The 13,150-nt window shown below is 62.2% G+C and carries 12 protein-coding genes; 6 read left to right on the top strand and 6 right to left on the bottom strand.

Annotated features, from left to right (window positions below; translation table 11 throughout):
• Positions 1 to 168 precede the first annotated feature (168 nt).
• Entirely contained in the window at positions 169 to 1,794 is a 1,626-nt protein-coding gene (locus AB8B02_RS17445) for a glycosyltransferase family 39 protein (protein WP_439064687.1), read from the top strand.
• Between the two features lie 142 nt (positions 1,795 to 1,936).
• Positions 1,937 to 2,392 carry a GatB/YqeY domain-containing protein gene (locus AB8B02_RS17440; protein WP_439064686.1) on the top strand — a complete coding sequence of 152 codons (456 nt, stop codon included), beginning with the start codon at positions 1,937 to 1,939 and terminating at the stop codon, positions 2,390 to 2,392.
• 130 nt (positions 2,393 to 2,522) lie between these two features.
• Here AB8B02_RS17440 and AB8B02_RS17435 read toward each other — a convergent pair whose 3' ends face one another.
• Positions 2,523 to 2,873 (bottom strand): endonuclease domain-containing protein, encoded by a 351-nt coding sequence (locus AB8B02_RS17435; protein ID WP_120293285.1) that lies wholly within the window; start codon positions 2,871 to 2,873, stop codon positions 2,523 to 2,525.
• A gap of 89 nt (positions 2,874 to 2,962) precedes the next feature.
• Positions 2,963 to 4,591: a fatty-acid--CoA ligase gene (locus tag AB8B02_RS17430; RefSeq protein ID WP_439064685.1), complete on the bottom strand. Its 1,629-nt coding sequence runs from the start codon at positions 4,589 to 4,591 to the stop codon at positions 2,963 to 2,965.
• A 163-nt stretch (positions 4,592 to 4,754) separates the two neighbouring features.
• Here AB8B02_RS17430 and AB8B02_RS17425 point away from each other — a divergent pair, with 163 nt between their 5' ends.
• On the top strand, positions 4,755 to 5,759 hold the full coding sequence (locus tag AB8B02_RS17425; RefSeq protein WP_439064684.1) for an extensin family protein: 1,005 nt from the start codon (positions 4,755 to 4,757) through the stop codon (positions 5,757 to 5,759).
• Between the two features lie 275 nt (positions 5,760 to 6,034).
• Here the strand turns inward: AB8B02_RS17425 and AB8B02_RS17420 are convergent, their stop codons facing one another.
• Positions 6,035 to 6,721, bottom strand: a complete 687-nt coding sequence (locus AB8B02_RS17420) for a L,D-transpeptidase (RefSeq protein WP_068734945.1) — start codon at positions 6,719 to 6,721, stop codon at positions 6,035 to 6,037.
• Positions 6,722 to 7,164: 443 nt separating this feature from the next.
• Here AB8B02_RS17420 and AB8B02_RS17415 point away from each other — a divergent pair, with 443 nt between their 5' ends.
• Positions 7,165 to 8,145, top strand: coding sequence for a magnesium transporter CorA family protein (locus AB8B02_RS17415; RefSeq protein WP_089265493.1), 981 nt, complete (start codon positions 7,165 to 7,167; stop codon positions 8,143 to 8,145).
• A gap of 1,105 nt (positions 8,146 to 9,250) precedes the next feature.
• Here AB8B02_RS17415 and AB8B02_RS17410 read toward each other — a convergent pair.
• Both AB8B02_RS17410 and pdxH read right to left on the bottom strand, forming a co-directional pair.
• Positions 9,251 to 9,970: an SDR family NAD(P)-dependent oxidoreductase gene (locus tag AB8B02_RS17410; protein ID WP_089265492.1), complete on the bottom strand. Its 720-nt coding sequence runs from the start codon at positions 9,968 to 9,970 to the stop codon at positions 9,251 to 9,253.
• A 65-nt stretch (positions 9,971 to 10,035) separates the two neighbouring features.
• A complete protein-coding gene (gene pdxH / locus AB8B02_RS17405) occupies positions 10,036 to 10,686 on the bottom strand; it encodes a pyridoxamine 5'-phosphate oxidase (RefSeq protein ID WP_175368250.1) in 651 nt (216 codons plus the stop codon).
• 164 nt (positions 10,687 to 10,850) lie between these two features.
• Between pdxH and AB8B02_RS17400 the strand changes: the two genes are divergently transcribed.
• Together AB8B02_RS17400 and AB8B02_RS17395 are read left to right on the top strand one after the other, a co-directional pair.
• Positions 10,851 to 11,222, top strand: a complete 372-nt coding sequence (locus AB8B02_RS17400; RefSeq protein ID WP_338117596.1) for an RT0821/Lpp0805 family surface protein — start codon at positions 10,851 to 10,853, stop codon at positions 11,220 to 11,222.
• Between the two features lie 140 nt (positions 11,223 to 11,362).
• Positions 11,363 to 12,340: a DnaJ C-terminal domain-containing protein gene (locus AB8B02_RS17395; protein WP_231079672.1), complete on the top strand. Its 978-nt coding sequence runs from the start codon at positions 11,363 to 11,365 to the stop codon at positions 12,338 to 12,340.
• A gap of 25 nt (positions 12,341 to 12,365) precedes the next feature.
• Here AB8B02_RS17395 and AB8B02_RS17390 read toward each other — a convergent pair whose 3' ends face one another.
• Positions 12,366 to 13,139, bottom strand: coding sequence for an anti-sigma factor family protein (locus AB8B02_RS17390; protein WP_439064683.1), 774 nt, complete (start codon positions 13,137 to 13,139; stop codon positions 12,366 to 12,368).
• Positions 13,140 to 13,150: the final 11 nt, after the last annotated feature.

Genomic DNA, 13,150 nt, shown 5'->3' with positions numbered 1-13,150 from the left:
CTTATCCGGCAGAATTGTGGTGTGCCGGTTGTCCGGCGAAACCTGCACGCCGATAGCGCGTAATTTGCAGAATGAGATGTAAAATCAACTAATTATAATTACGGATGCTTGCCGGAACTCACTTTCGCCGGTAGCAAGCTACGACTTCCCGTATTTCCGGATATTTCAGTGCAGTTGGACTATTTCGCCAAGATGGCCGCGCGCTCGGCCGTCGCGCCTGCGCGATGGCGCAGGCCTTTTCTGACCTTCCTCGATGGGATCGAGAAGGGCTGGACGATTCCTGTGCTGATCGTCGGCTTCGCGGGAATCTGGCTGCTGTTTCTGGTGATCGCCTATCAGAGCGGCGATCTACATGCGGATGCGCTGGAAACCTGGACGCTTGGGCGCGAATTCGCATGGGGGAATCCCAAACATCCGCCCTTGATGGGCTGGGTCGCGCGGCTGTGGACGCTGGTTTTCCCGCTGACCGACTGGTCGTTCCAGTTGCTGTCGATGACCAATGCCGCGGTGGCGCTCTGGGCTGTCGATCTGATTGCGCGCCGCTTCGTGCGCGGCGATTCGCGAGCCGTCGTGCTGCTGCTGCTGATGCTGCTTCCGGCCTATCAATTCCATGCCCAGCGCTTCAACGCGAACACAGTGCTGCTCGCGGTCTGGCCGCTAGCGACCTATTGCTTTTTGCGCTCCTTTGAAACGCGCGCTATCGGCTGGGCTGCCGCCGCCGGCGTCCTGTCCGCGCTGGCGATGCTCGGCAAATATTATTCGATCTTCCTGATCGCCAGCTTCGCGCTGGCAGCGATCGTGCATCCGCAGCGGGCGGTCTATTTCAGGTCCTGGGCACCGTGGGTCTCGACACTTGCCGGGCTCATTGCCCTTGGGCCGCACATCCATTGGCTGGTGACGACCGGTGCTGCGCCGTTCGCCTATGCCATACAGGTTCACGGCGGCATCGACTTTGGTCAGTCACTCATCGAAGCCAGCATGTTTTTGCTCGGTCTCGCGGCGACGCTGGCGCTGCCGGCTATTGTCTGGGTTTTATCGGCCGAGCTGCGCCTGAAGTACTTTTCGGCCGATTTCCGCGCGATGGGTCCAGGGTTGCTGCTGCTGTTCTGGGTGTTTATCGGCACGGTGCTACTGCCGCTCGTGACCACCGTCACGCTTGGCACCGACATGCCTTCGCTATGGGCGCTCCAGGGCTTGTTCCTGCCTGCCGTTCTGATCGTCTGCGGCGCCCGCTTCACGCTCGAACGCCTGTATGTGGTCAATATGGTGGTGTTCGTCGCCGGCATCGCCATCATCGCAACCGTTGTGGCTGCTCCGATCCATGCGATTTACCGCAACAGCATCAATCCTAACGAGCGGACTTACTATCGGCTGGCCGCTCAAGAGCTGACTGACCGGTGGCATCAGATGACAGGCCGGCCGATACCACGGATCAGTGGCGACGACGGGCTGGCATTCGCGACGGCCTTTTACAGCCCTGACCATCCCGTCTACAGCCGCCCGTTCCAGTTCCAGTACACTTGGGGCATGCCGCGCGCGACGACGCTGCAGAAGGGGTGGGCTTCGATGTGCTTTGCGACAGATAGCGATTGCCTGATGTGGATGGGCAAGGTTGCGATGCTCGAGCCGCGGCACGTCAGGTTTGATTTCGAGGTTCAGCCCCGGCTATGGGGCCACGCCGGTATTCCGGCCACCATATCGGCGTTGATGGTTCTGCCGTACGTCGCTGGGGCCAATGCGCCCGGGCCGCTGTCCGCAGGCGTGGAGGATTTCAGCTCCAGCCATCGGCAATAGGTTTGGGCAGTAGGTTCGGGCAACAGCTCCGGGCGACGTCCCCGAGAATTGGCGGGTGCAGTTGTGCATACCCCTTAAAACGCTTAGATCGGGGCCAACCGAGTTCCGGCGCTGCGATTGGCGGCCGCAAGAGGAGACGCAGATGCTGCGCGATGATATCAACAACGCCGTCAAGGACGCCATGCGGGCCAAGGACGAGCGCAAGCTTTCGACGCTGCGCATGGTCAATTCGACCATCAAGAATGCCGATATCGAGGCGCGCGGCCAGAGCAAGCCGCCGCTGTCGGACGGCGATCTGCTGAGCCTACTGCAGAAGATGATCAAGCAGCGCCAGGAATCCGTCGAGCTCTATGACAAGGGCGGCCGCGCCGAACTCGCGGCCCAGGAGCGCGAGGAAATCGCGATCATCTCCGCCTATCTGCCGCAGCAGATGTCGGAGGACGAGACCAAGTCCGCCATCGCAGCCGAGATCGCAGCGACGGGTGCGGCCGGCATGAAAGACATGGGCAAGGTGATCGCCGCGCTGAAAGCGAAATATGCCGGCCAGATGGACTTCGGCAAGGCCAGCGGTCTGGTCAAGGCTGCGCTCAACGGCTGAGGCTCTCTTTAACCTCTCCCCGCTCCCGTGCGAAGCGAAGCTTCGCTAGGCGGGGAGAGGTCGCGCGCACCTGGCGCGCGGGTGAGGGGCCAAGCACGCTGCTTCAACGCACGCAGTCTATCGGTTCGGATCAATCCGAGGTCTTGCGCAATTCCTCATCGATGAGCGACAGCACGCCTTCGATATTTGACAGCACATCGTTGTTCCAGAAGCGAAGCACGCAATAACCTTGCTCGCGCAGATATCGATCGCGCATGGCGTCCCGTTGCGACTCCAGATGCTGCCCGCCATCGACCTCGATAACGATCATCTTCTCCCGACAAACGAAGTCGCAGATATATCGCCCGATCGGCTCTTGGCGAATGAATTTGCAGCCGGCAATCTGCCTGTTGCGCAGACGATTCCACAGTTTCGTTTCGGCGTCGGTGGAGTTGGCGCGTAATTCGCGCGATCTGTTGGTGATGCGAATGTGGCCACGCATGTGCCATGCCCCTCACCCGACCGGCTTCGCCGGTCGACCTCTCCCCGCGAAGGGCGGGGAGAGGTTAGGAACGCTGTCGCTCTTGTCAGCTACGCCGCCGCCGTCGGCAGGCTATACGTCTTGAACTGATCGCGCAGCGCGGTCTTCAGGATCTTGCCAGTGGCCGTGTGCGGGATAGCATCGACGAACACGACGTCATCCGGCATCCACCACTTGGCGATCTTGCCATCCATATATTTCAGGATGTCCTCGCGCGTGGCGGTCTGGTCCTGCTTGAGTTGGACGATCAGCAGCGGGCGCTCGTCCCACTTCGGATGATAGACGCCGATGACGGCGGCTTCCGCCACCTGCGGATGACCGACGGCAAGGTTCTCCAGATCGATCGACGAGATCCATTCGCCGCCGGACTTGATGACGTCCTTGGAGCGGTCGGTGATCCGCATATAGCCGTACTGGTCGATGGTGGCGACGTCGCCGGTGTCGAAATAGCCGTCCTCATCGAGAATGTTGGCATCGACGCGATAGTAGGCGGCCGAGACCGAGGGGCCGCGCACCTTGAGACGGCCGAAGGTCTTGCCGTCCCAGGGCAGGTTCTTGCCGGCGTCGTCGGTGATCTTCATCTGGACGCCGAACGGCGGATAGCCCTGGGTCTGCAGGATATCCAGCCGCTCGTCGCCTTCGAGCTGGTCGAACGGCGGCTTCAACGCGGCCAGCGTGCCGATCGGGCTCATTTCGGTCATGCCCCAGGCATGACGTGCACCGATGCCCATATCGACGAACGCCTTGATCATCGAGCGCGGCATCGCCGATCCGCCGCATACCACCATGCGCAGGTCGGGCAGTTTCAGATTGTTCTGCGACATGTAGTTGAGCAGCATCAGCCATACCGTCGGCACGCCCGCGGTATGCGTCACCCTCTCGGTGGAGAGCAATTCGTAGATCGAAGCGCCGTCCATCTTGGCGCCCGGCAGTACGAGCTTGGTGCCCATCGACGGCGCGGAAAACGCGATGCCCCAGCTATTGGCATGGAACAGCGGGACCACCGGCAGCATGGTGTCGGCGGCATTGGCGCCGAGCGAGTCACCGGTATTGGCCATCAGCGCGTGCATCACGTTGGAGCGGTGAGAATACAGCACGCCCTTCGGATCGCCTGTTGTTCCCGATGTGTAGCACATCGCCGCTGCGGTGTTCTCGTCGAACTCTTTCCATTTGAAGTTGCCGTCGACCTCAGCGATCCAGTCCTCATAGGCCACGGCGTTTTTCAGCGTGGTCTGCGGCATGTGTGCCTTGTCGGTGTAGATGATGTAGCGCTCTACTGACGGCAGCTGGTCGGCGAGTTTCTCGAGGATCGGGACGAAGGTGAGGTCGGTCATCACGATGCGATCTTGCGCATGGTTGATGATCCACGCGATCTGATCCGGGAATAGACGTGGATTGACGGTGTGGCAGATGGCGCCGATGCCCATGATGCCGTACCACGTTTCCAGGTGCCGCCACGTGTTCCACGCGATGGTGGCGACGCGGTCGCCCATCTTGATGCCCTCGCGGTCGAGACGCTGTGCGACCTTCAGGGCACGGGTACGAATTTCGGCGTAATTGGTGCGGTGGATGGGACCTTCGACTGATCTGGTCACGACCTCGCGCTCGCCGTGGACTTGGGCCGCATGATCGATGATCCGATGACACAGCAAAGGCCAGTCTTGCATCAAGCCACGCATTTGATCGTTCCTCCGTCTTGTGATTGGCGTGCCGGCTCCCCGATCGTTGCCGGGGAACTTCGACCCTGTTCTTGCTTTAGGTCTTGGCATGAAGTTTAGCGCGGGGAAAGCGGCCCGGAAATGGACTTTTGGCCTATCCGGCTGCGACCAAAGGACAATTGGGGTGGTTCTGGCGTTGCTGCTGGTTGCCGCGCCGGCGCAGGCCTATCTGACGACATCGCGTGTGCCGCTGCCAAAGCCCCGCCCGGCAGAAGCGCCGGCGATCGAGCCGGCGCAAAATCCCGGTGAGGAGCCTGCGAGATCGGAGCAACCCGCTGAGCCTGAGAAGCCTGCTGCCGAAGCGCGTCCGCCGGAGCCGCCGCCGCCTTCAGCCTGCCGCTTGGCGCTCACCGATGCCATCGCTGTTGCGCCGAGTATTCCCGACATCAAGGGGCCGGGCGCCTGCGGCGGACCCGACATGGTGCGGCTGGAAGCGGTTGTGCTGCCGGACAGGACGCGCGTGCCGCTGAAACCGGCGGGAACGATGCGCTGCGCCATGGCAACGGCGGTGGCCGAATGGATCCGCGCCGACATGGCACCGCTCGCGACCAACCTCGGCACCAAGCTTCTTGAACTCGATAATTTCGCCTCCTTCGATTGCCGTGGTCGCAACCGTGTCGTCGGGGCGAAACTGTCAGAGCATGGCCGCGCCAATGCGCTGGATGTGCGCGGGCTGAAACTCGCCAATGGCCGCTCGATCGCACTGACCGAGCGCAACACGCCGCGCGAGCAGCGCGAGGCCGTGCTGCATTCGGTCTGTACGCGGTTCACCACCGTGCTGGGGCCGGGCTCCGACGGCTACCACGAGGATCATATCCATCTCGATATCGCCGAGCGGCGCGGCAACTACCGGATCTGCCAATGGGAGGTCTGGGACGAGTGGCCGCGCATCGCGCCGCTGATGCCGGCGCTACGTCCGGATGAGGCGCCGCCGCGCGAAGTGGCGGAAGGCAAACCGGGGGAGGCGAAGCCTGCAGAGCCTGCGGCGGCTCGACCGGCTGCGACGGAGCCCGAACCGGAGCCCGAAGCAGAAGCCGCGCCTCCACAAGAACAGCCCAAGCCGAAGCCAAAACCCAAGCCGAAGAAGCGTCGCGCTGCGCCGCCATCGCCATTCAGCTTTTTGCGGTGATTTGAAAAGGAGTGGGAGAGCAGGCGTGAGGTTGCAATCGCCTCTCAGCTGTCATCCCCGCGAAGGCGGGGATCCATAACCACGGTTGGCGTGGTTGAGGCGACGGCATTGCCGCATCTACAGCGCTTCAAAAGTTCTTCGGAGTGTATGGATCCCCGCCTTCGCGGGGATGACATCGGTGTTTGAGGTGAATGCTGAGCACCCAACCATCCCACCCATCAACAAAAAAAGCGCCGGATCAACCGGCGCTTTTTCCAATCTCATAAAACCTCAGCTCAGTATGGCGTTCCGCCGCCGCCCTGCAGGGCCAGCTTCGAATTATACGGCGAGTCGCCGGCCTTCGGCTCGAGCACGACGACCACAGCGCCGGGCTTGACGCGGCTATAGAGGTCGATGACGTCTTCGTTGGTCATGCGGATGCAGCCCGACGAGATCGAGGCGCCGATATATTCCGGCTGATTGGTGCCGTGAATGCGGAACAGCGTGTCCTTGTTGCCCTGATAGAGATAGAGGGCGCGGGCACCGAGCGGATTATCGACGCCGCCGGGCACCTGGGCCGGCAGGCCTTCGATGCGGGCGTGAATGTCCTTGGTCGGGGTCCACTTCGGCCATTCGGCCATGTTGCCGACGCGCGCGACGCCCGAGAAGGCCAGCGCTTCTTCGCCGACGGTCACGCCATAGCGGATCGCCTTGCCGCCGTCCTGGACGAAATAGAGATAGTGGTTGTCGGAATCGACCACGATCGAGCCCGGCGCTTCCTTGCGGTGGAAGTCGACGATGGCGCGGCGGAACGGCTCGGCGACGGCAACCTTGGCGTAACGTGCCTTGGCGAGCTGTGCCTTGTCATTCGGCTTGAGGCTGGCTTCCGGAGCGGCCTGGAATTGCGTGGCGGTCTGCATGCAGCCCGACAGCATCAGGCCGGCGGCGACAATCAAACCAAGCTTAATCTTGAGCGGCGACATGTCATTGTTCCAATTGCGTGAGGTCCGAATTCAGACAGGCTGGTGCAAGGAAACGCACCCAAAATAGCCTGCGAACGCCACGATTCCGTTAAAGCTACTATCGCTGAAATCCGCTGCAATTCCAGCGGTTAGATGCGCTGCGCATCATGCAGCGCACAACCTGTGTCATATTTGCCGCAGAATTTTCGACCCTCCGGCCGAATCCTGTGCAGAACCGCAACGCCTCGCGAAGCCGTGATGCGCGCGTGACAATTTTGTCAGATCGAGACCATGGAACGCGCGATCTTGCGGGAAAAATTCCCCGGGTTCGGGTGGGGTTGGCGCGCCGCACAAAGGCTGTCATGACGGCTGCATCCGCATAGGTCATGGTCGGTCGCCCCTGCCGATTCTGTCCGGATCGTCCGTATTGCAGTGTTCCGCCTTTTCAATGTCCCGGAGTTGCCATGCTCGCTGTCTTCACCCCTGCCGACCACGCCTTGAGAAAATCCGAGCCGACCGATCTCGAAGCGTTGCCGGACAATGCGGTGTGGATCGACATGGTGAAGCCGTCGCCGGCCGAAGACAAGGCGGTGGAGAAACTGGCGGGGGTGGAAATTCCGACCCGCGAAGACATGCAGGAGATCGAAATCTCCAGCCGTCTCTATATCGAGAACGGCGCCCGCTACATGACCGCGAGCTTGATGTGCGGCTCCGACACGGAGTCGCCGCGGATCACGGCGGTAACTTTCATCCTCACCCGGCAACGGCTGGTGACGGTGCGCTACGACACACCGCGTCCGTTCGCGTCCGTCGAACTGAAGCTTGGCCGCAACGCGCCGCCCGGCGCCAATGGTGAAACCATTCTGCTCGAACTGCTCGACGCCGTGATCGATCGCTGCGCCGACATTCTCGAGCGCGTCGGCGCCGACGTCGATCAGGTCAGCCACGACATCTTCGAGCCGGATGAGTCGCTGCGGACCGGCCATGCCAAGCGCTATTCGGAAATCCTGATCACCATTGGCCGCAAGGGCGACCTGACCTCGAAAGTGCGTGAAAGCCTCGTCTCGATCGGCCGCGTCGTCACCTTCATCACCGCCGAGGCGGAAGGCGTGAAGTGGTCGAAGGACATGCGCGCGCAGCTCAAGACCATGCAGCGCGACGTGGTCTCGCTGACCGATCACGCCTCCTATCTGTCGAACAAGATCACCTTCACGCTCGATGCGATGCTCGGTGTCGTCAATCTCGAACAGAACAACATCATCAAGCTGTTCTCGGTCATGGCCGTCGTGCTGATGCCGCCGACCCTGATCGCCTCGGTCTATGGCATGAATTTCAAGGCGATGCCGGAACTGCAATGGGATGTCGGTTACCCCATGGCGCTGATCATGATGCTGTTCGCCGCCGTGCTGCCTTATATGTTCTTCAAGTGGAAGAAGTGGCTGTAGGGCACGTAGGGCGGCACTAACCTCTCATTTGTCATTCCGGGATGCGTCACGCCGGCGAAGCCGGTGGGGTGCAGGCCCGGAATCCATAAGTTCGATCGTGGTTATGGATTCCGGGTTCGCGCAAGGGCGCGCCCCGGAATGACAAATGAGGGATAGCAGCGCCCAAACATTTTTCCTGCACCTCTTGACAATATGCCTATAAGGATTATCCTCCGCTCATCCGGTTCGCGAGGGGCGCTTCATGAGGCGTCTTGAAGTGGGACAGGGATGCGGCGCCTGCGGGTGTGGGGTGACGTACCCCGCGCACTCGGGAGGCCTTGGGTCACCGTCCGACCCCACTACGGGGGTCTGCCAGTCATGCTGGCTGGACGTGGCATTGGTGAACGGCGGGAAACCGTCGGGATCAGCGGAGTGCGGAGCTCTGCGCCTTTGCCCGGAAGAACGGTCCCGGGGGCAGAAATCGCCGCGGTGGCGCGCCGGATGGCGTTGCGCGGTTGCAGCTTGCCGGCGTTCCGGCGGAGCGGATCGCGAAAATTACCACCATTTCGCGTCGTCAGGCGCGCTGCCACCCCTCATGTTTCAGGAGGGGACACCGCTTAGACAACCCCGAGCATGCGCTCGCGGGATCATAAAGGCGCGGGTGTCTGAATCTTTTTCCAACTATCAAAACGCATTCATGATGCGTGTTCGAAAAGCCCAATGATCATAGGCTTCGCGCGATTCCCGCCACAATTTATCCGGTAAAATTCGAGCGTTCCGCTGAACGGTTGCGCTAATGGTTGCTGTCATAACGCTGTCAGAAGCGATGAGGACAGCAATGGTTGACAAAACAGAAACATCGGGACGGAACGTCGTCGATCTCAGGTCCTATCAACAGGCGCGCATGGCCAACGGTCGGGCGCAGGCGATGTCTGCGCGTACCTGCCGGCATTGTGGTGCCGGGTTGATGGACGGCGAATCCGAAGACGATTGTTCCAGCGCGGGGATCAGCGCGGCTGCGCCGATGCCGCGGAAATTTTACGCGGACTAGAAAATCCCGCGCTTTTCGAGGAGCGCCAGAATGGCGCGGTCCTCAGCATGACTATTCCCCACCCGTTACCGCTGATCAGACGTGCTGGCCGCCATTGATGTGGATCTCGGCGCCGTTCACGTATGAACTCGTTTCCGTACACAGCACATAGATGATCTTGGCGACTTCGTCGGGCGTGCCGAGCCGATGCAGCGGGATCTGCTGATCGACGATGGTCTGCGTGCCCGGCGAGAGGATCGAGGTGTCGATCTCGCCCGGCGCGATGGCGTTGACGCGGATGCCGAGGCGACCGAAATCCGAGGCCATTTCGCGGGTCAGCGACGCCAGCGCCGCTTTCGATGTGGCATAGGCCGCACCGGCAAACGGATGCACGCGCGAGCCGGCGATCGAGGTGACATTCACCACTGAGCCCTTCGCAGCCTTCAACTGCTCGATCAGCCCGCGGGCCATCATGATCGGTGCGAAGAAGTTGACGTTGAAGACATGGCTCCAGGTCGCGACGTCAGTATCGATCGAGCCCATGCGCGCGCCACCTTCGGCCTTCGGCGAGATGGCGGCATTGTTCACCAGCGCATGCAGCGCGCCGCCGTTCAGCCGTTCCTTGATGTCGTCGATGGCGCGGACGGTGTCGTCATGGTCGGCGAGGTCGACCTGGATGTGATCTTCGGGGCCGGCATCCCATGGGCAGACTTCCGGAAACGGATGCCGCGAACAGGTCAGCACACGCCAGCCGGCGCTTGAAAAGCGCATCACGGTGGCATGACCGATGCCGCGGCTTGCGCCGGTGAGCAGCATGGTGCGCTTGGGCGCGTTCGATCCTGGATGGCTCACGGGTCTGGTTCTCGTCTCGTTGTCGGCGTTCACGGATACAGTCTCACCTTGGTCCAGGACGTATCTGGTGCCGCGGTGTCGCGGCGGAATTCGATGCGGTCGTGCAGGCGATACGGGCGGTCGTGCCAGAATTCGAACCGCTGTGGCGTGATGCGCCATCCGCTCCAGCCTGGCGGACGCGGAACGGCGCCGATCAGGTGCTTGGCGCCTTCCTTGGCGATGGCCTGTTCGAAGGCAAAGCGGCTTTCCAGCGGCTGCGACTGCTTGCTCGCCCAAGCGCCGATCTGGGCCTGTTTCGGGCGGGTCGAGAAATACTCGTCGGCCTCGGCATCGGTCACGCGGGTGACGGGACCGCGAATGCGGACCTGCCGGCGCAGCGACTTCCAGTGAAACAGTAGCGCTGCCTTGGGATTGGCGGCGAGCTCCTGACCCTTCTGGCTGGCGATGTGGCTGTAGAACACGAAGCCGTCGGTGTCATAGCCCTTCATCAGCACCATGCGGACGTCCGGCAGGCCGTCGGCGTCGACGGTGGCCAGCGCCATCGCGTTCGGATCGTTGGGCTCGGACGCCTTCGCCTCGGTAAACCACTCGGAAAACAGCGCAAATGGTTCCGCAGCGGCCGTAAAATCACCTGACGTTAACGGAGTTGAGTCTTTGATGGGGGAGGTCGTGTCGGTCATGTCCGGAGTTCCGCTTGCGTTGGCCTGTTGTAGAGAGCTCGCTGCTGCCCCTGCATAGGCAAGACCTATATAGGATACGGCAACGCATTGGCCTATCGGCCATCTGCCCGCTCGGTGCGGCTTTGACAGCAATTCTTATCGGCAGCACCCTCGGTGGTTGCAGTATGGGCCGAAACGAGTCCGCGCTGGCCAGGATGGAGGGCGGCGATGTCACCGGTTCGATTTCGCCGGCATCCGTCCAGGCCACCAATTACGAGCCTACCGAAGCCGATCTGGTCCTGACGCGTACGGCGGCCTCGGATGTGCTCACCAAGGGCAGCAAGGATTCCAGCCAGCCGTGGGAAAACCCGTCGACCGGCGCGCGCGGATCGGTAACGCCTCTGTCCAGTGCCTATGTCGCGGAAGGTCGCACCTGCAGGGATTTTCTGGCCAGCTATGTCAACGGCACCAGCGAAAGCTGGATGCAAGGTGCGGCCTGTAAGGGTGACCGCGGCAGCTGGGACGTGCATACGCTGAAGCCGTGGAAACGGAGCTAGTTTTCACCGGCGGGCCGCTTGCGGCCGAGTTGCAAAAATGACACGAAGTCACCAGATGAAGAAGCAGGCGGGCCCTGGCCCGCAAACCCAACATGCGGGCCGATTGCCCGCCTTTTAGTTACCTGAAGGAGAGACGACGGATGCGCGACCCCTATGAGGTCTTGGGGGTGCAGCGGGGCGCCAGCGCTGCGGCGATCAAGAGTGCCTATCGCAAGCTCGCCAAGAAGCATCATCCCGACAGCAACAAGGACGATCCGAAAGCCGCCGACCGGTTTTCGGAATTGAATGCGGCCAACGAGATCATCGGCGACGAGGACAAGCGCAAGCAGTTCGACCGCGGCGAGATCGATGCCGAGGGTAAAGCGCGCTTCCAGGGCTTCCCTGGCGGCGGCCGCGCCGGCGCGTCGCAGCGCGGCTTCGAGCATGCTTTCCGCGGCGGTCCCGGCGCGCAGCAGGGCTTTCCCGGCGGTGCCGCCGGCGGCGGTTTCGAGGATATCCTCAACAGCATGTTCGGCGGCGCCAGCCCGCGCGGCGCGCGGCCGGGCGCGCAGGGCTTTGAGTTCGATACCGGTGGCTATGCCGGCGGGATGCCCGATCTGGATTTGAACGTCGCCATGACGGTGACGCTGGAAGAATCAGTGAAGGGCGCCGAGAAGCGCGTACGTCTGCCATCCGGCAAGGAATTGAACGTCAAGATACCGGCCGGCGTCACGTCGGGCCAGCAGATCCGGCTCCGCGGGCAGGGCGAAAGCGCGCCAGGACATCGTCCCGGCGATCTGATGATCACCGTCACCATCGCTCCCCACGCTCACTTCAAGGTGGATGGCAACGACCTGCGCGTCGATCTGCCGATCACGCTCTACGAAGCCGTGCTGGGGGCCAAGGTGCGCGCGCCGACACTCACCGGTGCCGTGGAGCTTTCAATTCCGAAGAACACGTCGAGCGGACGGGTGTTTCGCCTGAAGGGGAAGGGCCTGCCGCTGGCCGGCGGCGCCGCGGGTGATCTCTACTTCACCACCAGGATCATGCTGCCGGACGGCAACGACGCCGAACTGGAAGCCCTGATGGAGAAGTGGCGCGACGGGCACCCGTATCATCCGCGCAGCGATCTGGGGTGAGGCGAGCAGCGATCAGCTCGCTGTCTCATCCCCCCACCTTCTCCGTTTGATCGTAGATCTGGCGCGCGACCTGGTTGAGCCGGTCCTTGTCGGTGGGGCCTGACACGACATAGCCGACGCCCTTGTCAGCCCAGAACATGGCGCCGTCCTTGTCCTGCGCGGCATAGCGCATCTGGGTGGCGTCGGCTTTCGCCGCACGCGATGTGTAGAGCGTGTAGCGCTCGCCCGACGGGCTCTCATACATGAAGAAGGCCGCTGGCGCTTCGGGGCCGGGCAGCAAGCGTCCGCCGACCAGCTTCAATCCGGCCACCTCAAGTTCGGGCGCCTTGATCTCGTAGCCGACGCGCTTCGACAGCCACTGCTGCAGGTGTGCACGTTCATTGGCTGCGACTTCGACCGGATGACGGACTTCGACCACATAGGTCCGGTGCGCACCGAGCGCGTCCACCGTGAAACTCCGGAATATCGATGGCGAAGTCGCTGCGCCGCGTGCGACCCAGCCCGCGCTGCCACCTGCAATGAAGGCGACAAGCGTGGCCGCGACGGCGCCGTAGATCCAGCGCCGCGGCTGCTGAACCAGTCGCTCGATTTCCAGCCGCTGCGGCACGGCTTCGTCGGCAATCGCATCGTAGCGGGCATGCAGCAACTCGGCCATTGCGCGCCATGATGCGACGCGCTCGGCATCGTCAGGATGTGTCGTAAGCCATGCCTCGACATCGGTGCGGCGCTCGGCCGGCAATTCATTATCGACGAAGGCGTGCAATTCGTCTTCGGTCACGGGAATGTTCGGTCCGGTCATTATCATCTTCC

This window comes from Tardiphaga sp. 862_B3_N4_1 (genome assembly GCF_051811085.1).
GTDB classification, from domain to species: domain Bacteria; phylum Pseudomonadota; class Alphaproteobacteria; order Rhizobiales; family Xanthobacteraceae; genus Tardiphaga; species Tardiphaga robiniae.
The sequence above is the reverse complement of the archived record's forward strand: the minus strand, read 5'-3'. Positions and strand labels throughout refer to the sequence as shown.

What these genes read in the sequence shown, in the direction of transcription:
- AB8B02_RS17440 (WP_439064686.1), top strand. Translation starts at nt 1,937, where the DNA reads ATGCTGCGCGATGATATCAACAACGCCGTCAAGGACGCCATGCGGGCC.
- AB8B02_RS17435 (WP_120293285.1), bottom strand. Translation starts at nt 2,873, where the DNA reads ATGCGTGGCCACATTCGCATCACCAACAGATCGCGCGAATTACGCGCC.
- AB8B02_RS17430 (WP_439064685.1), bottom strand. Translation starts at nt 4,591, where the DNA reads ATGCGTGGCTTGATGCAAGACTGGCCTTTGCTGTGTCATCGGATCATC.
- AB8B02_RS17420 (WP_068734945.1), bottom strand. Translation starts at nt 6,721, where the DNA reads ATGTCGCCGCTCAAGATTAAGCTTGGTTTGATTGTCGCCGCCGGCCTG.
- AB8B02_RS17415 (WP_089265493.1), top strand. Translation starts at nt 7,165, where the DNA reads ATGCTCGCTGTCTTCACCCCTGCCGACCACGCCTTGAGAAAATCCGAG.
- AB8B02_RS17410 (WP_089265492.1), bottom strand. Translation starts at nt 9,970, where the DNA reads ATGCTGCTCACCGGCGCAAGCCGCGGCATCGGTCATGCCACCGTGATG.
- pdxH (WP_175368250.1), bottom strand. Translation starts at nt 10,686, where the DNA reads ATGACCGACACGACCTCCCCCATCAAAGACTCAACTCCGTTAACGTCA.
- AB8B02_RS17400 (WP_338117596.1), top strand. Translation starts at nt 10,851, where the DNA reads ATGGGCCGAAACGAGTCCGCGCTGGCCAGGATGGAGGGCGGCGATGTC.
- AB8B02_RS17395 (WP_231079672.1), top strand. Translation starts at nt 11,363, where the DNA reads ATGCGCGACCCCTATGAGGTCTTGGGGGTGCAGCGGGGCGCCAGCGCT.
- AB8B02_RS17390 (WP_439064683.1), bottom strand. Translation starts at nt 13,139, where the DNA reads ATGACCGGACCGAACATTCCCGTGACCGAAGACGAATTGCACGCCTTC.